This window comes from Chitinophagaceae bacterium, assembly GCA_016713085.1.
In the GTDB taxonomy this organism is placed as follows: domain Bacteria; phylum Bacteroidota; class Bacteroidia; order Chitinophagales; family Chitinophagaceae; genus Lacibacter.
On sequence record JADJPV010000002.1, the window covers coordinates 456,957 to 479,877 of the forward strand.

The 22,921-nt window shown below is 39.3% G+C and carries 19 protein-coding genes; 4 read left to right on the forward strand and 15 right to left on the reverse strand.

Going from position 1 to position 22,921, the window contains the following annotated elements:
• Nucleotides 1-10: 10 nt before the first annotated feature.
• From IPK31_14665 to IPK31_14685, 5 genes are all read right to left on the reverse strand, one after another.
• Nucleotides 11-808, reverse strand: a complete 798-nt coding sequence (locus IPK31_14665; protein MBK8089077.1) for an AAA family ATPase — start codon at nt 806-808, stop codon at nt 11-13.
• 286 nt (nt 809-1,094) lie between these two features.
• Nucleotides 1,095-1,463 (reverse strand): hypothetical protein, encoded by a 369-nt coding sequence (locus tag IPK31_14670; GenBank protein MBK8089078.1) that lies wholly within the window; start codon nt 1,461-1,463, stop codon nt 1,095-1,097.
• A gap of 152 nt (nt 1,464-1,615) precedes the next feature.
• Complete coding sequence (locus IPK31_14675; GenBank protein ID MBK8089079.1) at nt 1,616-2,062, reverse strand: hypothetical protein; 447 nt, start codon at nt 2,060-2,062, stop codon at nt 1,616-1,618.
• 304 nt (nt 2,063-2,366) lie between these two features.
• A complete protein-coding gene (locus IPK31_14680) occupies nt 2,367-2,726 on the reverse strand; it encodes a hypothetical protein (GenBank protein MBK8089080.1) in 360 nt (119 codons plus the stop codon).
• Nucleotides 2,716-3,285: a sigma-70 family RNA polymerase sigma factor gene (locus tag IPK31_14685; protein ID MBK8089081.1), complete on the reverse strand. Its 570-nt coding sequence runs from the start codon at nt 3,283-3,285 to the stop codon at nt 2,716-2,718. Before IPK31_14685 ends, IPK31_14680 begins: the two co-directional genes overlap by 11 nt.
• A gap of 159 nt (nt 3,286-3,444) precedes the next feature.
• Here IPK31_14685 and IPK31_14690 point away from each other — a divergent pair, with 159 nt between their 5' ends.
• Nucleotides 3,445-4,209 (forward strand): C40 family peptidase, encoded by a 765-nt coding sequence (locus tag IPK31_14690; GenBank protein MBK8089082.1) that lies wholly within the window; start codon nt 3,445-3,447, stop codon nt 4,207-4,209.
• 138 nt (nt 4,210-4,347) lie between these two features.
• On the opposite strand, the gene IPK31_14695 is transcribed toward IPK31_14690, so the two are convergent.
• The 9 genes from IPK31_14695 to IPK31_14735 all read right to left on the reverse strand — a co-directional run bounded on the left by IPK31_14695 (nt 4,348) and on the right by IPK31_14735 (nt 14,356).
• On the reverse strand, nt 4,348-4,749 hold the full coding sequence (locus tag IPK31_14695) for a sulfite exporter TauE/SafE family protein (protein MBK8089083.1): 402 nt from the start codon (nt 4,747-4,749) through the stop codon (nt 4,348-4,350).
• Nucleotides 4,750-4,773: 24 nt separating this feature from the next.
• Nucleotides 4,774-5,316 carry an inorganic diphosphatase gene (locus IPK31_14700; protein MBK8089084.1) on the reverse strand — a complete coding sequence of 181 codons (543 nt, stop codon included), beginning with the start codon at nt 5,314-5,316 and terminating at the stop codon, nt 4,774-4,776.
• A gap of 138 nt (nt 5,317-5,454) precedes the next feature.
• On the reverse strand, nt 5,455-5,949 hold the full coding sequence (locus tag IPK31_14705) for a hypothetical protein (protein ID MBK8089085.1): 495 nt from the start codon (nt 5,947-5,949) through the stop codon (nt 5,455-5,457).
• Nucleotides 5,950-6,187: 238 nt separating this feature from the next.
• Complete coding sequence (locus IPK31_14710) at nt 6,188-7,909, reverse strand: hypothetical protein (GenBank protein MBK8089086.1); 1,722 nt, start codon at nt 7,907-7,909, stop codon at nt 6,188-6,190.
• 34 nt (nt 7,910-7,943) lie between these two features.
• The gene (locus IPK31_14715; protein MBK8089087.1) at nt 7,944-9,725 is read right to left on the reverse strand and encodes a hypothetical protein; all 1,782 of its coding nucleotides are present in this window, start codon (nt 9,723-9,725) and stop codon (nt 7,944-7,946) included.
• A gap of 26 nt (nt 9,726-9,751) precedes the next feature.
• On the reverse strand, nt 9,752-10,027 hold the full coding sequence (locus IPK31_14720; protein MBK8089088.1) for a hypothetical protein: 276 nt from the start codon (nt 10,025-10,027) through the stop codon (nt 9,752-9,754).
• A 144-nt stretch (nt 10,028-10,171) separates the two neighbouring features.
• Nucleotides 10,172-11,320 (reverse strand): hypothetical protein, encoded by a 1,149-nt coding sequence (locus IPK31_14725; GenBank protein MBK8089089.1) that lies wholly within the window; start codon nt 11,318-11,320, stop codon nt 10,172-10,174.
• 13 nt (nt 11,321-11,333) lie between these two features.
• Nucleotides 11,334-12,626, reverse strand: a complete 1,293-nt coding sequence (locus tag IPK31_14730) for a hypothetical protein (GenBank protein ID MBK8089090.1) — start codon at nt 12,624-12,626, stop codon at nt 11,334-11,336.
• 71 nt (nt 12,627-12,697) lie between these two features.
• The gene (locus IPK31_14735) at nt 12,698-14,356 is read right to left on the reverse strand and encodes a T9SS type A sorting domain-containing protein (GenBank protein MBK8089091.1); all 1,659 of its coding nucleotides are present in this window, start codon (nt 14,354-14,356) and stop codon (nt 12,698-12,700) included.
• Between the two features lie 355 nt (nt 14,357-14,711).
• Here IPK31_14735 and IPK31_14740 point away from each other — a divergent pair, with 355 nt between their 5' ends.
• From IPK31_14740 to IPK31_14750, 3 genes are all read left to right on the forward strand, one after another.
• The gene (locus tag IPK31_14740) at nt 14,712-15,458 is read left to right on the forward strand and encodes a tetratricopeptide repeat protein (GenBank protein MBK8089092.1); all 747 of its coding nucleotides are present in this window, start codon (nt 14,712-14,714) and stop codon (nt 15,456-15,458) included.
• Between the two features lie 165 nt (nt 15,459-15,623).
• The gene (locus IPK31_14745; GenBank protein ID MBK8089093.1) at nt 15,624-16,463 is read left to right on the forward strand and encodes a sensor histidine kinase; all 840 of its coding nucleotides are present in this window, start codon (nt 15,624-15,626) and stop codon (nt 16,461-16,463) included.
• Complete coding sequence (locus IPK31_14750; GenBank protein ID MBK8089094.1) at nt 16,456-17,079, forward strand: response regulator transcription factor; 624 nt, start codon at nt 16,456-16,458, stop codon at nt 17,077-17,079. The genes IPK31_14745 and IPK31_14750 overlap by 8 nt, the downstream gene beginning before the upstream one ends.
• Before the next feature lie 171 nt (nt 17,080-17,250).
• Here the strand turns inward: IPK31_14750 and IPK31_14755 are convergent, their stop codons facing one another.
• On the reverse strand, nt 17,251-22,770 hold the full coding sequence (locus IPK31_14755; protein ID MBK8089095.1) for a choice-of-anchor D domain-containing protein: 5,520 nt from the start codon (nt 22,768-22,770) through the stop codon (nt 17,251-17,253).
• Nucleotides 22,771-22,921 lie beyond the last annotated feature (151 nt).

Genomic DNA, 22,921 nt, shown 5'->3' on the forward strand with positions numbered 1-22,921 from the left:
AAATCTTCAGTTATTGTTTTTCTTGGCAAAAAGGACATATATTTTCTTGAATATAATCTCTCCCTTGATTTACCCAATCATTAATGCTTAATTTTTGAATTAGCTTTGCAATGTCAACATCTCCTTTTCCGACAACAATCTTTTTCCAAATGGCGTTTGTTTCAATTTCAGTAGTTCTCTCAAATGAAACTTGACTAATTGAAGGAATTGATTGCGGTATTTCACCGAATATCGTATTGGCTTTTTCCTTTAAGTTTTCAACAGTTTCTAAAGATGCCGTGTTATTTGAAAATTCAAGTAAAATTTTGCTTTTAAAATTTTCTTTATTCAGGGAGCCTACAAATGCTTCTTTAAAAGACGTTTCGTATTTCTTGTAAACCTTAGTCCAAGTTGCTTCTTTGAAATCCGATTCTAATTTTTCTTTCTTTTCAATCTGAGCATCTTGTGTTTCTCTTTTTTTTACTCCATCCGCTTTTATAGTTTTTAATTCTTCAGTTTTGTCTTCGATTGTTTTGATTTGCTCTGCAGTTGCTTCTCCAAGTGTAAACACTCCGTTTAATTTTCCTTTTCCAAAGTTTCTATCTCTAAATGATTTATTATACACCAAAACCTTGATTGGCAACCCACTTTGCCAAGTCAGTAAGCACGATATGAAATTTTGGTCTGTCGTATCATGAACAAAATTTGAAATGGTCGTTTTTCCGCAACCATTTGCACCATAGATAAAATTAATTTTCTTCAAACCGTCGATTACTATGCCTGGGTCGTCATAAGTTGCGACATTTTTGATTTGTATAGCTTGTATCATTGGGTTTAGTAAAAGTGACAATGTCGAATTTCGTACGGTCGCTCGTAGGCTTCACTAAAATTTTCTGGAGTATCCCCGGCACATAATCTCTGCTTTTCTCCTGCGCAGCAATCAAAATAAAATTGTCCGGGGTAAAGCGTGGAGTTTGGGTTAGCTCGGCTGTTCCGGTGGTTCACGGTTGCAGTTTCACTTGCTGGCGCAGCTCTAAAATAGGTCTTTTCTTTATACGAGAAAAGTTTTCTAACTCCCGGGGGTCGGCTAAGGCCAGACCCCGGGCTGACGAAATCTAGAAATCGCAATTTCTTTTATTCATGTGGTACTCATATAGACAAATTAAGAATTCTTCGTTTTCTCGAGTTCCTCTTGAATGTTCACAATTCACACAGTCTACGGCTACATTTGCATAGTATTGGTCATTATATACCCTTTTTTTTAATGGGCAGTTTTCAACCTGTCTATAAACCTCTTTTTTCGAATTTTCTCTTCTAATTACTTTTTTATAGTAGGCTTCATACCAAATTTCCCGCTCTTTTCTTTTTTTATCTTTTTCTTCTTTTAGATTTTGGGCTTTAATCTTCTGTACTTCTTTTATAAGTTCATCCCGTTTTATAGGAATTTGATCTTGTTCATATTGGTTGTATAACCATGATTTCAATGATAAATCTTCAATAATTAACGATTCTAGTTCGTCTCGATTAAAGTCATTTTTTATTTTACTTAAATCGATTTCAAGTGCTGATATCTTCGATTCTTTTATTTTGTCAAGTTTCCTTCTGCCTACAAAATGAGTTACAGCAATCTCGACTATTAGTTTCTTGTTTCTTGAAAAATCAGTACATCTGGGATATAGTTGTGCAATTTCCTTTCAAGAATAACCTTGTCAATGGCGATATAGAATTCCTTAGATAATTCATGAATTTTTGAAATAGACATATCTCTATATTCTACATCTTCTAATCCGACATCTATGTAGGTTGAAATGCCCGGGACTTTTATTTTGCCACATTTTTCAAGAATCTCTTTCGCCACTAAATGTATTGATGTTTGGAATCCGTATTTACATTCATTCCCTTTATAGTGCGCAAAGTGATGGATTCGTATTGTGCCTCCATTTCTCGCAACTAATCGCTCTTCGCAGGCAGGACATATGCACTCGCACTTCAGCCCATTAATTACCTCGGATATATGCTTTATTTTGCCGTTTTGAAGTCCAAAGAATAGTCTGCGATTATGATCATTTCCGAGCTCTTCCATCATTTTAAGTTAGAAAATAAATAGCGCATAACCAGATAATTTATGATATAAGATGCAGTCCTCAAAAGAAAAAGGCAATGAAAATCAATTGAAATTACAACCTTAAAAAATCTTTCGAGTTTGTGAACATACGAATGGTGCATTTGGAAATATAATTCTACAGTTGAACAAATCGTTCAGACCGCTTGGGCGTGCCGACCGGTTTGGCTGCTGCTATGAAAACGGAACTGAAACGAGCGTGGCAACAGACGATGCCATGAAAAACATGGCCGGAAACATAAATCTATTTTTTACAAAAAAACAGTTATCCTTTCTGCATCTTATAAATCACCACAAAGGCAATTACAATCAACACCAGAATAATAAAGGTGCTTAAAATAATAAGGGATTGGTTGGGGAGTTCACGGCGTTTGCGTTTGCGGCGCTGTTTTACCAATTGATTGGCGAGTTGTTTATTAAGACCGGCAACTGCTTTATTAATTTCCTCTTTATTTTTCAGCTGACTTAATCCTTCTTCCGCATCGGCCAGCATTTCAGAAGTGGCAATCCGTTCTTCTACCGACTGGCGCTCTTCGGGTGTAAGCTTTCCTTCCAGGTAATTGAGCATTTCCTGTTCACTGATATCAGCTTCAGTCTTTAATATGTCAAGAAGCTTATCTCTCATGATTGATTTGTTTCAGCAATAGCGTTCGCAAGTTACGTTTTCCGTTTTGAATATAACTCTTCACCTGCATCAGGGTAAAACCCGTTTGTTCGGTAATTTCAATATAGCTTTTCTTCTGCAGGTAAAACAGTTCGATGCATAAGCGTTGTTCAGGAATCAGTTCGTGCAGAGAATTGCCCAGCCTGTCGAGCAGTTCATCTTTTTCCAGCAGTTCGGCATGTCTGTCTTCTTCGGCGGGAGTGGCCATCATGCGTTCGGTAATTTCTTTCGGCACTTTTCCTTTATCCCGCAGCTTCATGAGGCAGTGGTTCTTGGCCACCATGTAGATCCAGCTTTTAAAATAATCCACTTTGTACTTGCCCAGTTCCTTAATACTTTTTTCAAACACCTGCTGCACGGCATCTTTGGCTTCTTCTTCATTCTTTAAATACTTCATACAAACACCAAAAAGCAGCATGGTATAGCGTTGCAGGAGGATGCCCAGCCATTTGCTGTCGCCATCTTTATAGTAATGGTTCAGGAGTTCGCTGTCGGGTATGGTGGAGTGGGGCAACTGCACAAATTGCGTTTACAAAGACAATTTAGTTAATTTACAGTATAGATGCGCCGGGAATTGAAATTCCATACTTTGTACTTCGTAGTTGAGGCGAAAGGGAAAGTTGTAAATTCGCCTGATCTGCTGAGAGCAGTAGTAACTATCACAAAAAGTAAAACCTGAATGAATACCGCCCTTTGTTTAGTACCTGTATGTGCCGTACGTAAAGAACCCCGTCATGAGGCGGAATTGACTTCTCAAGTATTATTTGGCGAAGCTGTTGAGCTGATTGCCCAGCATGATGAGTGGGTGGAAATTATGTGTGTGTATGATGGATACACGGGTTACTGTATGCGTAACCAGCTGGTGGAAATAAGCAAGGAAATTGCATCGCAGGATCAGTTGCCGTTAGTGAATACATGGAGCGGTGTAATGATGGTGAATGATTTGCCGATGCATGTTCCGTTTGGAAGTGCAGTACCTGCATTACAAAATGGCGAAGCTGTTTGGGGCGATTATAAAATACGCAGCAGCAGCAAATTAGTAATGGAAGGTGCGTATGTGTTTGAGGAAAATAATATCCGCCAGGTGGCTTTTACATTTTTAAATACTGCCTATCTCTGGGGCGGACGTTCTGTTTTTGGAATCGACTGCAGTGGTTTTATTCAGTTGCTGATGCGTTTCTTTGGAAAACATTTGCCGAGGGATGCGTCGAATCAATCAATGGTGGGAGAGGATCTTGGATTTTTACAGGAAGCCCGTTGCGGTGATCTTGCTTTTTTTGATAATGAAGACGGAAAGATCATTCATGTTGGTTTGTTACTGAATGATCATGAAATTATGCATGCGGCAGGAAGGGTGAAAATAGACAGTATTGACGGGGAAGGAATCATCAGCCGTGAAACGGGGTTGAGGACGCATAGACTGAGAGTGTTGAAACGGGTGTAGTGTGCCGGTAAGACGGGAAGGAAGAAAAAGAAAGAAGTGAAAAGGTAGAAGGGAGAAAGAAGAAAGATGCTTCTTAATGATTTAGTTTTTAATCCGTTTTCATCCATAGCAATCAGCGTCATCAGCGTTTCTATTTCTTCACATTAATCCCTTTACCCAACTCACCAACGCTTTTTCCCAGCCAATCATTTTAAACGCAGTATAAAATAAAAAGATAGCAAAGATTTTACGTACTGTATCCTGCGGCAATGCAAGGCTCCATTTACTGCCGAAATAACTGCCGGCAATAAAACCAAGAGCCAGCAGTCCGACTACTTTCAGATCAACATGCCCGGCTTTATAATAATTCATTACTGCAAGAATACCTGCGGGTAAAAGTAACAGTCCCAATGAAGTTCCCTGTGCTGAGTGCTGACTCATTCCGAGAAAAAACACCAGTGCAGGTACAATGATCAATCCGCCACCCACACCCACCATTCCACTCAGCACACCTGCACACAAACCGATGATTAAAATAGTAACAAGAAGTGTTGTATCCATTTTCTTTGTTTGCATGAACAGAAATTATTTGCTGTACTTTTCCTTGTAATAATCAATGGCTTCCTTAATAACTGCAAATGCTTCTGATTTACTCTGGAAATTATCAATCTCCACTACTTTGTTTTCTAATTTTTTATACTCTTCAAAGTAATGTTTCAGTTCATGAAAGAAGTGCTGTGGTAATTCTTCAATGTCGGTGATATGATTTACAGTAGGATCGTTTGATGCTACGGCAATGATCTTATCATCACGTTCGCCCTGGTCAATCATCTGCATATTACCGATTACGGTTGCTTCCACCAGGCATAATGGCTGAATAGATTGAGAACAGATGACCAGAATATCCAACGGATCGCCATCCTGTCCTAAGGTTTGCGGAATAAAACCATAGTTGATGGGATAGATAAACGAAGAAAAAATAACACGGTCGAGTTTGAGTAATCCTGTGTCTTTATCCAGTTCATATTTACTGCGGCTGCCTTCGGAAATTTCAATTAAAGCGGTTACATGTTCAGGAGCTTTGGGTCCATAATGTGCGCCATGCCAAGGGTGTAATACGGTAATCATTTTCTTCATGTTTTAAATGGCTGGTTTTATGTTTCTGTTGTAATGTGTTTTGCTTTGGTTGATAGAAATAAAAACGGTGATGAGCTTCTCATCACCGTAAAGGTATAATAAAGGGCAGAATTACTGTGTTGATTGCAGTTATTCTTTCATGAGCAGATCCACACTGGATACAATTTCACTTTCTTTCTTATTCTTATCGTAAAACCGAACGCTTAAATGATAGGTTTCTCCAACAACCATCGGGCTGCCTGTATTAAGGCTTGCCTGCAGAACTTTTGCTTCGGCAGCGGTATAGCCATCTTTCATATCTGCAAATGCATCGGGCAGGTTCAGCACTTCTTTTCCCGCTTTATCAGTAAGAATAATGGTGCAGCCCGGGTACACTCTTCCGTTCATCTCCACAAAATGATCAACACCTGTTGCCACAACAGCCAATGGTGATCCCATTGCAATCTTATTATCGCTGAGACGGGTTCCTTTAGTATCCGTCAGGTAAATATCTTCCAGGGCAAATCCATTATAACTGGCAGATAAACCTGTTGACATATCTTTCTTTACGCCCTTGCTGAATCCGCCTGAGCAACTGTAAAGGGTTAAGCAAATTGCTGCAAGCAGGATGAGTTTCTGGTTCATGTGTTTGATTTTGTTTGATGAAGTTTTTTGCTGCCGGTTGCCCGGATAGAACAGTAAGATAATTATTTGTAAAAATGAAACGAAATTAAATACGGGACAATCCCTGAAAAAGGGGATACTAAATGGAGCTGCACTGCCGTAATTCAGTAGTTTGTTTGAATATTATTCAGATAAAAGACATCATTCTTATTATCACTGTTGTTTCCTTTATACCGGCTGAAGGTATAGAGGTTGTATTTTACAGCTGGAAGAAATACATTTTCAATTTCTGCCTCTTTTTTATTGTTGAAAAAACAAGCAATGAATTTCCTTTTCGCTGAATTTTTATATTGTGGTTATTTTTTGTGAGATAGAAATCAGGCAACGTTATCCGCTTGTTCACAGCAATGGTTTCATTTTTGTCATATGAATAAACAGTAACTGTGCCGCCGCTGTTTGCGTACGGGTCGAACCATAATACCACCCGGTTGAATTTGCCCACATAGCTATCGTAAAAACTCCAGTACTGGTTTTGGTTATCATCCATCTTGTATCTTTCTCCTGCATTATCATACGGTATTTCTGAAAAACTCACCGTAAATAATCCGCTGTTGTAAGCAATATCTTTATTCCATGACAGTTCAAAAGAAAGATTGAAGTTGTCTTTTATTTCTTTGTTGAATTGTTGCGGATAGCAGTATCCATCTTTGGCAAAGGCTAGCCAATTTTTATTTTCAAATTGCTTTACGGCAGTATTTCTCATGCCATTCCATCCTTTTGGAAATTCATTTCCTACTGCTGCATCAAAACTGTATTTGTAGGCGGATAGATTGTTCTGATTAGTTTTTGAATCTGTTTTTGCAGTGCCTGATGAAGCGTTCATGGTATTGACTCCATTCGGCTTTTTAGCAACTTCTCCCACCAGTTTGGCCAGCACATCTAAGTTAAACTGGCTGTGAAAAAGATCCATAAAATTCTTTTTGGGCAGATCTCCATCCTGTCTTCTTATATACAATGCTATACATTGCGGTTGGTCCTTTGGTTTTGTTTTATCAAAAAAATCAAGGTTGTCAACCCATACATTGTAGCCATTGCCATCTGTGGCTTCTAATTCCCGGGGAAGAAAATTATAGGAGTTAATTTTTTTAACAACAGCTGCTTCATTAATAGTTGCCTGTTTTAATGCTGCAGTAAACCATGGTGTGATTTTTTCTTTTTCCAGTTTTAGATTTTTTAATAAAGCTGAACCGGTTTGAAATTGCTGTGTTCTGTAATCTCCCTTTTGTTTTTCTGCAGCACTGAGACTATTGTAAGTCTTTTCATAATCAGCTACAATCTTTTCATGCCTTACTATTTCGGCACTCAACCTTTTTTCATGATAAATTTTGTACGCAGTAAATAATTCTTTATTAGTTAACTTTCTCAAGGGCAGATCTTTTCTGGCAGAAAAAAAGTAGCAATGTTTCAATGTTTCTTCAGCTCTGTAGTTGCTGTAAATTATTTTGTTCCCTGCAGCATCCGTTTGTACCTCAATATTGGTAACCCTGATTTTCGATTCGTTAAAAGTTAACTCTGTGCCCTGTTCAGGCAAAGGGAATTTTTCTCCCTCTATTTGATTTACTGAAAAATACACCCAGCATCCTGTTACCACTTCCGGCTTCAGTTCATTGTATCCTTTCAGACATTCATATTTTTTCAGCATTAAATAATTTTCATAGGCAGAAGGGCTATTGGCTGCGTACCAAAAAGCTTTTCCTTTTGGAAATGCAATGCTGTTAGTGGCATACAAGCCATCTATTGCAACAGGCATGATGCGTTGCATTTCTTTTCTCAGGGGTTCACAAAATTTCCATTGGCTTGCCGGAATGGGGTCTTCAAAAGAAGATGCAGCACTTGCCCATACCCATTTGCCGGGTACTTTATTTACATCAAGAGTGTTACAGTTTACCTGTGCCGCACCTTTAAAAAAAGAAGACAACAAGAACAGTAAGTAATGTTTTATTTTTTCTCATACTTTATTTGTATTCTATAACTGTTTTACTTCCAAGCGCCTTTACTTCAAAAGAGGCCTTGCCTGATTTGAGGGATATTTTACCTTCTCCTTCTATTAAGGTAGGTGAGGAGCCTGCATTGCCTTTTGTGCCGGTAGTGCCGCCTGCTGAAATTTTCCCTTTTCCGCCATAGTCTTTTACTTCCCAGCCACTTACTCCTGACGTGCCAATTTCTACAAAAAAGCCCCCCTCAACACCTGCATCAAAAACCTTTTTACCTGCGCCACCCAAAACTCTTTTAGTTCCAAGATCAATGCCTCCTTCAAGTGTAAAGTTCGTCCATTCGCCAGTAATCATATCCTGGGTGCCACTTACCTCAAAAACCTGAAAGTCCAATTTCAAGGTAATCTTATTGCATTCTGTACTAACTGATGTGCCACCCACAAAACTCATTTCCCATGGCTCAGGGCAATGCACATCTTCCCATTTAGATAACCCTTTGTTTGTAAACGGATTTGTTTTTGTATTGATGCAAGCCTGTGCATACGGCAGGCCCAGTGCATAGCTTGGCATTTCATAACTTACAGACTGCAATGCGTATAGAAACTGAAGTTTTGAATTGCTTGCATAATATTCATAGTACTCCTTATCCATAAACTGTTTTCCTGCATACAGCAGTTCATTGGTCATTTTTCTTTTATGGTCTATGTAGGCTGAATAAAACTTTTCAAACATCGTATTAGCCGGTTGCATATAGTTGTCATAAGCTTCCTTGTAAGCGTTGCATGCTTCAGCATCAGTAAACTTTTTCCCCAGCGCATCCTGTTCAAATCTTTTTGCCAAATGCACTTTTACAATTGTATCCAGTTCATCCTGCATTTTGCTGTTCTTTTCTGTAAGCTTCCTGGCTTCTTTCATAAATGCTTCTTCTTTTTTTACAAACTCTTCTTCCAGTAATTGGTAAAAATTATTCCAGCTTTGGTTGCTGGTGTTATTGGCGGCAAAAGCATAACCTGGTTTCCCTGCTTTTTGTTTTGCGAAATTGATGGCTGCCTTTGCATCTGCTGCTGCTTTTTTATCATACTCTTTTCGGAGCCTTTCTGTTTTTACCTCTAATTCTTTTATATTACTTTCCAGATTTTTGTAAAAAGTTTCCCATTCCAATTTGGAATTGATGGCTGCCTCATAAGTTCTGGGCAGGCTGGGGAAATGAAATCTGGATAAACCCAATGCATCGGCGGGTAGCTTTTTTTTATGATCTGCGGCAGTAAGTTTCCCTCCCATTTTTTTCAGCAGGCTTTCTTTTTCTGCACTGTAACTTTCACCGATGCTTTGTTTCATTTCTTCAATTGCTCCCTGGCGGTTGCCTTCGCTTTCTTTCACTACTGCTTTTACATAATGTGCCTGTGCTGCATTGCCCGGGAAAAAACGGATGCAGCTGTCTGCATATTTTTCAGCAGTTTTCAGATCACCTAAACCCATCCATGCTAAAGAAAGATTGCTCATTACAACAGGGCTTTTTGCAAACTTTCTGTTGAGATAATTCAGTATAGGAATTGCTCCCTGCTCCACGCCATGATTGGTTAATAATGCTGAATAGTTATTGAGGTTATTGGCATCGCCTGCATCTTCACTGCACACTTTGCCCATGATATAAACACTTTGCTGGGTAAGATTCCTGAGATAACAACTGATGGCTCCATTACCCATTGCAGCAGTAGCAGGATATTTTGCTTTTAGTTTTTCATAAATTTTTTCTGCCTGCGAAACAGCAGCCGGGTTCATTTCTTTTTTTAACTGCTTCATGTACTGCTTTGCAAAAGTTTTTTATTTCATGATCGGTTAAGATCTCTTTTTAGTACAGCATTAATTCTTGCATCATCCCGTACAGGTACAATACGGTCTTTGTTTTCTTTAAACTCTGTAATTTGCTTTTCAGTAATGCCGCCCTTTTTGGTTACTTCTTCTTTGAGTTTTCCTGAGTTAGCAACGGCCTGTTGTTGCATTCTTTTTTTTGCTTCCTTGTCTTCGGCGCTATTTAATTTTAATGCCTGCAGTTCGGTCATCACGTTTTGCATCTGGCCGGGATCAGTCATCATTTTTTGCATAAGCACAACTGCTTTATTTACTTTCTCTTCGTCAATTGGTTTTTGTGCAAAGCAGGAAAGAGTAACTATGAGAGAGAGGGTGTTGTATTTATATCAAATGTATTTAGATAAGAATTAGTATTTGTATTTTTTTTTGACTGTTTTTTATCTGATTACAACAAGTGGTGCCCTTGCTGTTCTTATCTGTTCTGCACCTGCGTCAGAAATTACTGTATATCTGATTATGAACACTTGCAATGAAGTCATTTGGCCAAGAGCAGTTATAATTCGGGGGATATCAGCGTCGGTTAAACCAGCGCCTGAAAGGTCAAGATTAATAAGCTGTTTCAATGAAACTAATTGTTCTAAGCCAATAATAGTTACAGCATCTGCCCTTCCAAGCGATAATGTTTTTAGTTTTGTCATTCTGGAAAGGTGAACCATCCCTGCATTTGTAACATTGGGCATAGAAGGTGCTATCAATCGTATTTCTTCAAGAGTTAATGAATTACTCAATCCCTGTAAGCCGGCATCAGACATGGGTATTTGCATTCCCTGATTAACGGCATCTACTTGCTTTAATGCAGGTAAGCTGCCAATGTTAATGGCTGCCGCAGTAGTAAACTGAGTTTGGCCAATGGATAATATTTGAAGATTAGGCAGCACACGAAGGTGATATAAACTGTCTCCCAAGGTTTGCATGTAAAAAGCGTTCGTAGTAAAAAATCCAGTAAAGTTTAAATTGTTCAAAGACTGAAATGCCTGTGGAGTAAAGGACGCATCTGTACCTCTAACGATGCTGTACCAACTATGGGCCTTCTGCAGTGGGGTAAGCGGAATAGCCTTTGGAATGATTTGCAGGCTTTTCCAGAACGACTGAAGCTGTTCGTTTGTTTCTTTGTCAGCAAATACAATTACTGCATTACAGCTATTTCCATCCTGATACAATTGAATTGTTTTTTTGAATAGCCTTCCGTTTGATTCTCCTTCAAACTCTCCGCTCATCATTTGATATCCATTTACCTTCGTACTATTTCTTTTATACACTTCACCTGCAGAATATCCTTCTATATTTTTTTGAGGCGTATTCCATAGCTGCATAAAATTCTCAGCAATATTATTACCTGCTTTGTAAGGGGAATAAATGATAACGCAAATCTTTTTTTGTTCATTGTACACCAGCAGCCTGTCGGCCTCATAAGCGGTTTGGTACGATTCAGGAAGTATATAATTAAACTGAACATAAGGTCTTTCCTGCGAAAGCTTTTTTTGTATTGTGATGAATAAAGCCAGGCATATCATTACTTGTTTCATAATTTTGATATCTTTATTTTGTTTTAAATAAAGTATAATTCAGTGATGCGTTCTCCGCATCTTCGATATAAAGCAGGTAACCGCCCTTTACTGCAATGAGTTGGGCTTTGTATGTTGTTGTTTTTCCTTTGTAACGGTTCGTAGCAGTAATACTCCAGTCTTTCACAGAAAAATTTCCTTTAAAATCCTGTCCGCCAAATTGTGCACCGCCATTAGTCATACTTGCTGAACGATACATGCTGCTGTAAGTACCATCACTGTTAAATGTAAATTCATCGGTACTTGATACTGCACTCATGCCTGCATACGTACCGCTGTACGCATTATAATATTCTACTCCGCCACCACCACTGCCTTTCCAGGTACCGATAATATCATTGGCAGTTACGGCAAACCTGTTGGCGTTTAGCATCGGGTCTATATCATTGGGATGAGTGAACAGTTGCTGATAACTGTTTTGATTAGAAGCAATGACTACAACGGGTCTTGCCCCACCACCGTACACAATTTTAATAGCAACAAAACAAGTTTTGCCCGTTTGTTTTTCAATAGCATTGGCCTGCAGATGATAGATAACAGGGTATTGTACACCACTCCATTTTTGCAGATTGCTTACAGTAAAATAGGGTTCTACATATTTGCTCCAGTAATATTCAGGTGCATCAATGGTATTGGGCCGGGCATCATCCAATGCTTTGTCGATATAATGAAGACGCAGCTCTGTTCCTGTTTTGGTAAGTTTTACATAATCATTGGTGAGGGTAGCAGTCCAGTCATCATCAAAGTTGGTAATGGATTTCGTGATAGTCGAAGAACTGGTGGTTACAGTTGTAATGGTGTTTACATCCTGCGATGGCTGTTGAGTATTATTTTCAGTACGTACAAATTTATTTTCATCAGGCACTACGGCTGCAATAAATTCCTGCGCAACAGGTATAAATTTTTTGTCGGTGAATACTGCAGCAATACAATAGGTAATATCATTTTTTGTAAAAGTAGATACAGTGATGAAAAAAACTTGCCTGCCGAAAATTCCTTTTGCGGCGCCAAATATGCTTTGCCATCCGTTTAACGAACCCGTTTCCTTTGTTTCAGGATCGTTTACTTTTTGATCAGGATTACGGGCAAAGAAATCCCAGTTTTTTGTAAAATCTTTTTCAGCATCACTTTGCCCGGAAGTGGCCGGGTATAAAAACAACTGGCAATAATTTTTGCCTTCTGTTTTTTGAAAAAACAATTTGTCTTTACTGTCTTTTAATACAAAGCCGGAAGGAGTTGTATAAGAAAAGATGTCAAAGGTTTTCATACTCTGCGCTGCTGAATGTAAAGCCGGCAAAAGGAGAATGATTATAGAAACGAACCGCTGTTTCATACGTGTTATTGTTTTACGAAGCGTATTGTTTTTACTTCTCCATTCATAATCAGCAGTACATTATATACGCCGGCAGGTAATGTTGAAATAGAAAAAGATTGTTGCATAGTGCCTGGCTGCAAATTTTGCTGCAGCAATACCTGGCCCTGCTGATTGATTAATCGCACCTGTGTATTGCTGTTTGGTTTAGTCAGGAAAAGAGTGATGTGGTTTTGTGCCGGGTTAGGCATAATCACAATTTTATTTTCTTCAGTTGTTTTAGTAACTGATACAGTTGAAGAATAGCTGAACCTTTCATCCAGATCAATTTGTTTGATGCGGTAATAATTTTTACCGGCAACAGGGGAGTGGTGTAAAAATTCATAGTGTTCTGTGAGGCTGCTGTTTCCTGAAGCTGCTACTGTGCCAATTTTAGAATAATTGATTCCATTACTGCTGTGTTCAATTTCAAAATGTTTAGTATTGGTTTCTGATGTCGTGGCCCATTTTATAATTATTGCATTGTTTTGCCATTGGCTATTTACGTAGAGCCAGATAAGAGGAAGTGTGGTGCCACAACTGATGACTGCCGGAGTAGCTTGCATTACGTTATTACTATTTCCTAATTGACCGTCAGTATTTCTTCCAAAAGCATACAAACTGGCATCCGTTTGTGTAGCTATTGTATGGCCATTTCCTGCTACAACCAGATTCCAGGTGGCGCCTGTACCTGTTTGGGTTGGAATATTTTTATCATTAAATGCAGTACCATCGCCCAGCTGGCCCCAAAAATTTGTACCCCAACCCCAGAGCGTACCATCGGTTTTTATTGACATACTATGATATTCACCTGCACCAATTTTAATCCAATTGTTGGCAGTCCCAACTTGAATGGGCACATTAGTATCCGTATTAGTACCGTCACCTAATTGACCATAAAAATTACTTCCCCATGCCCAAATTGTACCGTTTGTTTTTGTGGCAAGGCTGTGTTCAACTCCTGCGCTTATTTGATTCCAATCAGTTGCTGTACCAATTTGTGTGGGTATAATTTTTACAACATTGGTTCCATCACCCAATTGGCCACTAGGGTTAATTCCCCATGCCCAAATTGTTCCAGCCGTTTTTGTTGCAATAGTATGGCGAAAACCTGCAGCAATTTTGACCCAATCAGTAGCAGTGCCAATTTGGGTAGGTACATTTTTGTCAATAGTTGTACCATCGCCTAACTGTCCATAAAAATTGCTTCCCCATGCCCATAATGTGCCATCGTTTTTTAGTGCAATGGTAAAATCATAAGCCGCAGAAATTTGGCTCCAGTCAGTAGCGGAGCCAATTTGTACAGGTTCATTTTTGTCAACATCAGTGCCATCACCCAGTTGACCATTGCTATTAAGTCCCCATGCCCAAAGGGTGCCATCTGTTTTTATGGCCATATTGTGATAATAGCCTGCTTCAACTTTACTCCAGTTATTAGTGGTGCCAATCCGGGTAGGTATGTTTTTAGCAATACCGGTACCATCACCCAGTTGACTATAAGTATTATCTCCCCATGCCCAGAGTGTGCCATCATTTTTTATAGCCAGGGTATGTAAAGTACCTGCTGATATATTTTGCCAGCATTGTGCATTGCTTTGAATGGTTGTAACCAGCAGAAAAGCCAGGGAGTAAAAAATCTTGTTCATGACAGATGTTTAAGTGAACACAAAACTTCAATTAAATGGAAAGGAAAACAATCCCCTGAACACCTGTTTTTGCAATCCCCCGAACAGGGGATTTCAGATAGAAAGTTGGAAATGTGCTGAATGATGTTCTATTTTTAATATCAATAAACAGTCTGAGGAAAAAATGAAGCGGATATTAATACTATACTTATTTACAACGGTACAATCTTTATATGCACAAAATGATGCAGCAAGAGATAGCTTAGTAAAGGTACTTGCAACAGTAAAACAGGACAGCACAGGTGTTGAGGTTTATCTGAAAGCAGGTTCTGCATTTGAAAATAGTGATCCCGTTAAAGCAGCCAACTATTATAGAATGGCAAAAGTAATCAGCGAAAAAATAAATTATAAAAAAGGGATCGCCAAATCAAATATTTATTACAGCTCTGTTATGTACGTAACGGGAAAATATGATTCTGGCATATATTATAGCCAACAAGCTCTTGAATTGTCGAGGCTGGAAAAAGATACTTTTTTTATTGGCATTACCTTATTTAATATTGGAACTGCACATCAACAGATGTCGAGGCCAGAAGAAGCATTACCTTACTTTTTGGAGGGCGTAAAACTTATAGAAAAAAATAATAACGCTCAAAGTAAAAGTGTGCAGGTGCAGATGGGCAGTTCTTTACAATCTTTGTACAATGACCGTACGCAGTATGATCAATCGATTTTTTATGGCGAAAAAGCAATCATAACTGCCAAAGAATTGAATGATAAATCATCCCTTTGCCTGATACTTATCAACTTATCAATTTCTTACAGAGAAAAGAAAATGTTACCGAAAGCAGAGGAACTGGCTGAAGAAGCATTGCAGTTAGCGAAAGAACTAAAAGATATACGGGTAGAGTCTGCCGCTTTGCTTGCAATCGCAAGTATATGGGAAAAGAAAGGAGTTGAATATAAAAAAATACTACCTTATGCTACACGTTCTTTATTACTTAGCAGAGAAAGTGGTGCAGCTGATATGGAGGTGACAGATTGGGTGCTGTTGCAATTTGTTATTTGCAACAGGGAGAATTTAGTAAATCAGAATCATTTGCAGGAGAAGCGCTTTTGTTAAGTCAAAAACTTAAAATTAAAGTGAAGGAATCTGAAATATTAACGATTTTGTCACGAATAGCTTACGCATCAGGAAAGCTGGATGAGGGAGCCAGGTTTACCTTGAAATCTGAAGCATTAATGGCAGACTATGTAAGAGAAACCCTTTCACAGCAATCATCCAATCTTGAAAAAATATGAAACTGAAAAGAAAGAGAGGCAATTGATACAACAGCAGGCAACAATCACAAAGAAAAACACACTCAACTATATTTTAATTGGCAGTGCCGCCACCTTACTTATTATCTCATTACTTTCTTACCGCAACTACAGGCAAAAACAAAAACTGCAGGAACAAAAAATTGCTGAGCTGGAAAAAGAAAAATTATTACTCGCCACACAATCAATTGTAAAAGGCCAGGAAGATGAACGAAGCAGATTGGCAAAAGATCTGCACGATGGTCTTGGTGGATTGCTCAGTGGTGTAAAACTTCAATTAGGAGCTATGAAAGGAAATTTAATTTTATCAGAAGAGCATGGCAGAACATTTAATCATGCATTGTCAAAATTAGATGAATCTATCAGTGAAATGCGCCGGGTGGCACACAACATGATGCCTGAAGCGTTAATGAAATTAGGTTTGCAACAGGCATTACAGGATTATTGCGATGGGCTGTCTGCATCACAAGCCTTTAAAATTAACGGTGAGTTTTATGGCCTCGAAAAAAGAATGGCATCTTCTGTTGAAATTGTGGTGTACCGTATTGTACAGGAGTTACTGAATAATGCAGTAAAACATTCCGGTGCAACCATCATACTGGCACAGGTAATGCGGAATGATGATAGTCTTTCAATAACTGTAGAGGATAATGGCAAGGGCTTTAATAAAGAAACTGTGCAACAGGGTGCAGGTTTGAAAAATATCCGTTCAAGGGTAGATTATCTCAAAGGGCAACTGGATATTAAGACAACAGAGGGTAAAGGAACTTCTGTACATATTGACTGCATAATAGATCATAATGGATAAGATAAAAGTATTGATAGTGGATGACCACCCGATGGTATTGGAAGGAATGAGTTCAATGCTGGCGCAAATTAAGGTTGTGGAAATTGCAGGGATTGCTCCCAACGCATATGAGGCGTTGCAGCAAATAAAATTGACTGCACCTGATATTGTGATTACAGATATTAATATGCCCGAGATCAGCGGAATAGAACTGGCATTAAAAATCAAAAAAGAATTTCCAAAAGTAAAAATAATTGCGATGAGTACGTTTAAAGAACGAAGCTATATTTCACAAATGATACAGAACGGAGCAGCCGGTTATCTGGTAAAGAGTGCTTCCAAAGAAGAGATAGAGGAAGCTATTCTGAGTGTATATGAAGGGAAGCTTTATATGAGTCTTGATATCAGCGTTTCTCTGGCTGGCAAGGAGAACTTAAATACCATACCGGTTCTCAGCAGCAGGGAGAAAGAAGTGCTGCAATTAATTGCTGATGGATTTACCAATCCGCAAATGGCTGAAAAACTGTTTATCAGTTTGCATACTGTTGACAGTCATCGGAAAAACCTGCTTACAAAATTTGCTGTGAACAATACTGCCAATTTAATTAAACTGGCAGCGAAATATAATTTGGTTTAAGTTATTTCCTGTTTCTTCCGGATAGATTTTTTTCAATAACGACTTGTATTTCTTTGCAGAACACCTGATCGTTGAACAGGTAAGTAAATTCTATATTCATCAATAGCTGGATAGGAAAAAAAGAAGCGGTGCATTACGCACCGCTTCAAAGGTATTTTTAAAAGGGACCAACTATTGTTTTATAAACGGGATGGTTTGTATGGTTTTATCTTTTTTCAGTAACCGTATGAAATAGCTTCCCTGCTTTAGATAACTGATATTGTATTGAAGTTGGAAGTTAACCGGCAATAGAGCCACCAGTTTTCCATCAACACCCAGTATCTGTACTTCTTTCAGCTCTGCTGCATTTACATTTGACAGCTGAATAAAGGATGCAGCAGGATTTGGATACAGTTTCACTTCTTTGAGTTTTGCAAAGTTCACTTTTGCAGTACTGCTGAATGTGTATTTGCCATCGTTATCAACCTGCCTGATTCGGTAATACATAAGATCAGCTGCAGGTGATACGTGTGTGTATTTGTACAGTTGCCTGTTGCCGGTATTCGTTGCCGTTACTTCTCCCAGTTTTATAAATGATAAACCATTAGTACTTACTTCCACTTCAAAATGCGAAACATTGCTTTCATTATCTGTTACCCATGTAAGCTGTGCATCTTTTCCTGCAGGCACAGCAGTACAGGATATGAACTTCAGCGGAAGAGATGTTGCAGTTCCACCCCTTCTTACGGAGAATGGTGAGAACGTTGAGTAGCCTGTCTGTAACCTGCTGTATCTTCCCGGCAATGTATCTGTTGCGGCAGCGGCAATATCGCCCAGTTGCCACAATGTTGTGTAGTGCGATACCCGGCTTGTGTTCCTGTTAAACACCGGTAATTCATCAGGTGCAAACCAGAACAGTTCAACACTTGCATTGCTTCCACCTGCTGTTTGCTCATCAATGAACCAGGTGCGTTTTACATTGCCTGTTTGCAATGTATCGCCTGTAATTCCATTGAGCAGTACATAAGGAACAACACGAACACTGAAGTTATCCTGCGTGCCGGTATTGTTGATCTTTGCAAAATTTGAATTGTATAATGACGTGCCAACTGGGAAGAGGTTCTCAGCTTTATTGTTCACCAGTTTCAATTTGCCCATACCATTAGTTATAATGAAATGCGCTGTATCGAAATTGAGAATACTTCCATTGACAGTTAAATCATAATCGCCTAACATAATCTTACCGCCAATCCAGCCCGGCAATTGTGATGCAACTCCCTGTTTCATATCCAGGTCGCCACTCACTGTTAGATTGCTCTTCATTTTTGCTACAGTTGAAAAATGCAACGTGTCATTATTGTTGAGCAAATCAAACTCCATTGGTGAACAGTTTACAATTTGTGTTACAACATCACCTTCAGTAAGCGTAAACAACATGCGTCTGCTTAATGATGTGCTTGCACCTGATGCCAGTGTAAACTGAATGCTGTCAATAGCGGTGAGTATTCCATTTTCATCCAGTATCATAAATCTTGCCCAGGCTGTTCCCTGCTGCGGACCATTGTTTTTAATGCTCCAGTTCACAGTTACACTGTCGCCGCTGCTGAATCCATTTGGATTAAAGCTGATGGCACCTGCAAAACTTCTTGACATATCCGGCGCATCACCAATAATCATGGCACGTGTTGCTTCATTGTTGTCTTCCCGTTCTTCATCAATTGTATTGGCAGGATCAACAACGATCTTCATGATCTTCACACCTGAGATAATGGATGAATAAGTTACCGTTGCCGCAACAGTTGTATCTCTTCCCGGCTGTATTGCATTGATCGGTACATCAGCACCAAGTTGTATATCATCAACCAGGAAGCGCATCACATTTGCTGTTGAAACTTTACCGCCTGTGTTTTTAACTGTACCAACAATGGTTACAGTTTGCCCGATATTCGGATTTAAACTGCTTGGATTTATGTATTGTGATAATACTTCGAGATCGGCCTTGCTGTCTATTACACGGATATAGAAATTTCCTTCATTGTTAGCTTCATTATTTTCACAAATTGTATTCGATGTATCGGCAATTACTTTTACAACATAATCTCCAACAGCAGTGAATGTGTGAGTAAAGGAACCATGTGCTGCAAAGATTTCACCTGCTTTTACATTGTTGATTGTATCTGCTGCCAGCCAGTTACCATTGAGTGTGAAACGTACAGTTACTTTGGTTACATCTCTTTCGCCGATATTTCGTACGGCAGGGTAGAACTGTTTGCTTATGTTCACTTTTACAATAGCGGGGTTTGATGCTGAACCAACTTCAGCAGGTAACTGGTAAGGTGCCAGATCTGATCCCAGTTTTATTTGCCGGTTGTTATTTGTTTCATTTGATTCTGTTACCTGGTTATTGATATCTGCAACTGCTTCAACGATTACTCCGCAATCACTATCTGCATTGTTTACAATGTATGCATCTGACATTACAGTTACGGAACTGTTTTCACCTAACAACGGTATAGTTTTTAATGCACCCAGTTGTACACCATTTACATTAAACCTTACATCAAAACTTCCTGTGCGCCGTCCTGAGTTTTTCACTGTTGCTGTAAACCGTACACTGCTGCCAATGCTTAATGCTGTGGTAGAAGGGACAAGTTTTGTAATGGTTAAGTCTGATTCAGGAACCACTACAGTAAACAGGGCTTCATTATTTGTTTCACTGGTTTCTGTTACAGTTGCATCTGCATCTGTTATTACTTTGATGAAATGTGTGCCTGCTGTCATGGTTGGATCACTGTAACTGATTGATGATGCACTGCCTGCACCCAGTGAACCGAAGCTGCTTGTTTTAATCAGTGTGAATGAACCACCCGGTATTGAATCGTACACTTTCACTGTATGTGCACCTGCTGTCACACATTTAATGTTTGCATTATTAAAACTGAATGCTGTAAATCCTGTCTGTGCAAAACTCTGAATGGTTAAATCAGGTTTATTTTCCACCGGATGAATTGTTGTTGAACCTGAGGCCGACATCTGAATATGATTGCCATGATATAATGAACTTGGAATCTGTGTATACTCAACATATACATAAGTAAGCTCGGCTGAAATCACAACCGGAGTTGTTGATGTTAACGGTATATTCACCGGAACAGTTACTTCATTGCCAGGCCCGTGGGAATAATCTGCACTTGGATAAGTTGCTATCAATACTCCATCCTGGAATACTTTCAGTGTGTCTTTAATAATTTCATCAAAGGCATTCCAGAAATTAGCCAGGTTTCTTTCCCTGTATTTTAGTTTGATATCGACTGTACTGCTGCTGCCTACAACATGACTGCATGGATTACTGCTTGCTGATGCATATATTCCTCCCTGTGAAGGTGCTGGTGTACATGCATTTGGTGCAGGGCATGGCAATGGTATACTGTTGGTGAGCAGGCTGCTTGTAAATGTGAAGTCTGTTACACTTACTGTATAAGTGAAGTTGCCACCACATGTTACACCTGTTAACAGGTAACTGAAGTCGCCATTTGAATTGGTGGTAGTGGTAATGAGTTGTGTACCTGTGTTAATGGTAACTTCTGCTCCTGCAACTTTTGTTGAAGTGCCTGTTCCATAATAAACTGCATTACCTGTGATCAACACTTTTACCTGCGGACATACCTGTATACTTGCATTGGTTGTAACAGTAATACCGCCCGGTAAATTTGGTGAGCCGACAACAATTGGTCTGATTGCATAGTTGTTGAGCACATTAATATCGCCCAGTGTATTGCTGCTGTCGATCCATACTTTTATTGGATAGAAACCTTCTGCTGCAAAATTCAGTGTACGGCTGATGGTTGTATTTGAGAATGGAGCAACGGATGGTATTACATCGCTGCCAATGAGAATAGTATCTCTGTAATATTTCACCGGAACATTGGTTGCAGGAAGTGCTGTAGTGTTTGTCACTTTTGCAAACACTGTAAATGTTTCGCCCGGAACTGGATTTGATTTGCTGAATGTAATATCATTTGCAAAAATCCGCAGATCAATTTGCTGATCGGTTATAACCGGCCCGCTTACATAATTTGTATTTGTACCTGTTGCAGTGTTTCCATTATCATCTACAGCTGCAAATTTATAACCCGCTGTATTGGTATTGTTGAGATGTGAATAGGTATATGTATAAACCACTCCTGTAACATAGTCGGTGCTGCTGCCTTCTTTTGTCATCGTGAATGTTCCTTCATTCAGATCAACAAAATCCTGGTCGCCATTTAAGTCAAGGCTTACTGAAGGAGAGCCTGCCTGTGGTGCCCTGTTATTAGATGATTTGTATAAAATCTTATATGTATAGTTACCTGTTTGTCCGGCAGCAGGGTTTACTCCTGTTGTTCCATTGTATGGAGTTACAGATGCAAACTGCAATACTGGTGGAGCTCCCGGGTTGTATCCATTGCCCGATAAAGCGGTTGTTACAAAACCTACACCCGCTGTAGAAGATTCGATTTTCAGTTGTGCATTGTAGGCAGTTACCGCAGTTGGAGTAAATAAAACATAGACGGTAAGGCTGCCATTTGCAGGTATCACACTGCCTGGAGTAAAGCTGGGCACAAAAGCTGCATTGGTGCTGGTTACATTACTCAGGGTAACCGGAACATTGCCTGTATTTTGTATAATAAATCCAACGTTGAAAGAACTGTTTACAGGTATATTGCCATAGTTATAACCTGCAGCCGGACTGATTGTCCATGATGCAACCTGTGTAATACCTGAACCAAGTAATCTAACATTGTAATTTCCGGACGATGTTTGCAGTTGCAATGATTCATTATAATCAGCAACAGCTGTTGGTGTAAAGCTTACCTGCAATGTATGTGTCTGACCTGCAGGAATTGTAATAACACCTGATGCATTGGTTGTAAAAGGAGTATTTACAATAGCAGCGTTAATTGTTTGACTGGCATTGCTGTTATTGGTAATAATTAAATTCTTTGTGCTGGTTGTATTTACAGGAACATTGCCATAGGCAAGTGTATCTGTTGATACAGCCATCAGGTCAGTAAAGAAAGAGGCAACGTTGGTTAAACTCCATCTGCCTTCCTGGTTCTTTGTACGGACAAATAAATTATGCTGACCATTACTTAAGCCTGTTGTGTTTACAACTATTGCCAGGTTGTTAATGTCAGTTGCTGCTGTAACAGCAATAGGCGTTGCATTGCCGAAGCCTGGATCTGTATCAAGGAAATATTCTGCTGCAATAATGTTTTGTGCAGCTGCAGGGGATGGTCCGTAAGCCGGATCATTGTCAACAAGGAAATCTTTTACATTGGTTAAACTCCATCTTCCTTCCGCACTTTTTGTACGGATATAAATACGGTGTGTGCCGATCGATAATCCATTTGTGTTGGCAGCTACAGCAATATTATTGATATCTGTTGCGGGTGTAACAGTGATGGCTGTTGCATTACCGAAGCCGGGATCAGTATCAATAAAATATTCGGCTGCAATAATATTCAGCGCAGCAACGGGTGCAGCAGGGTAAGAAGGATCATTGTCAACAATAAAATCTTTTACATTGGTTAAGCTCCATTTTCCTTCCGCACTTTTTGTGCGGATATAAATTCGGTGTGTGCCGATTGATAAACCATTTGTGTTTGCTGAAACAGTTAGGTTGCTGATATCTGTTGCAGGAGTTAATAGTGATGGCTGTTGCGTTGCCAAAACCCGGATCAGTATCAATAAAATATTCTGCTGCAATAATATTCAGTGCAGCTGCCGGCGCTGCTGCATAAGCAAAATCGAAATCAACAATAAAGTCTTTAACATTGGTTAAGCTCCATCTTCCTTCCGCATTCTTTGTACGGATGTATAA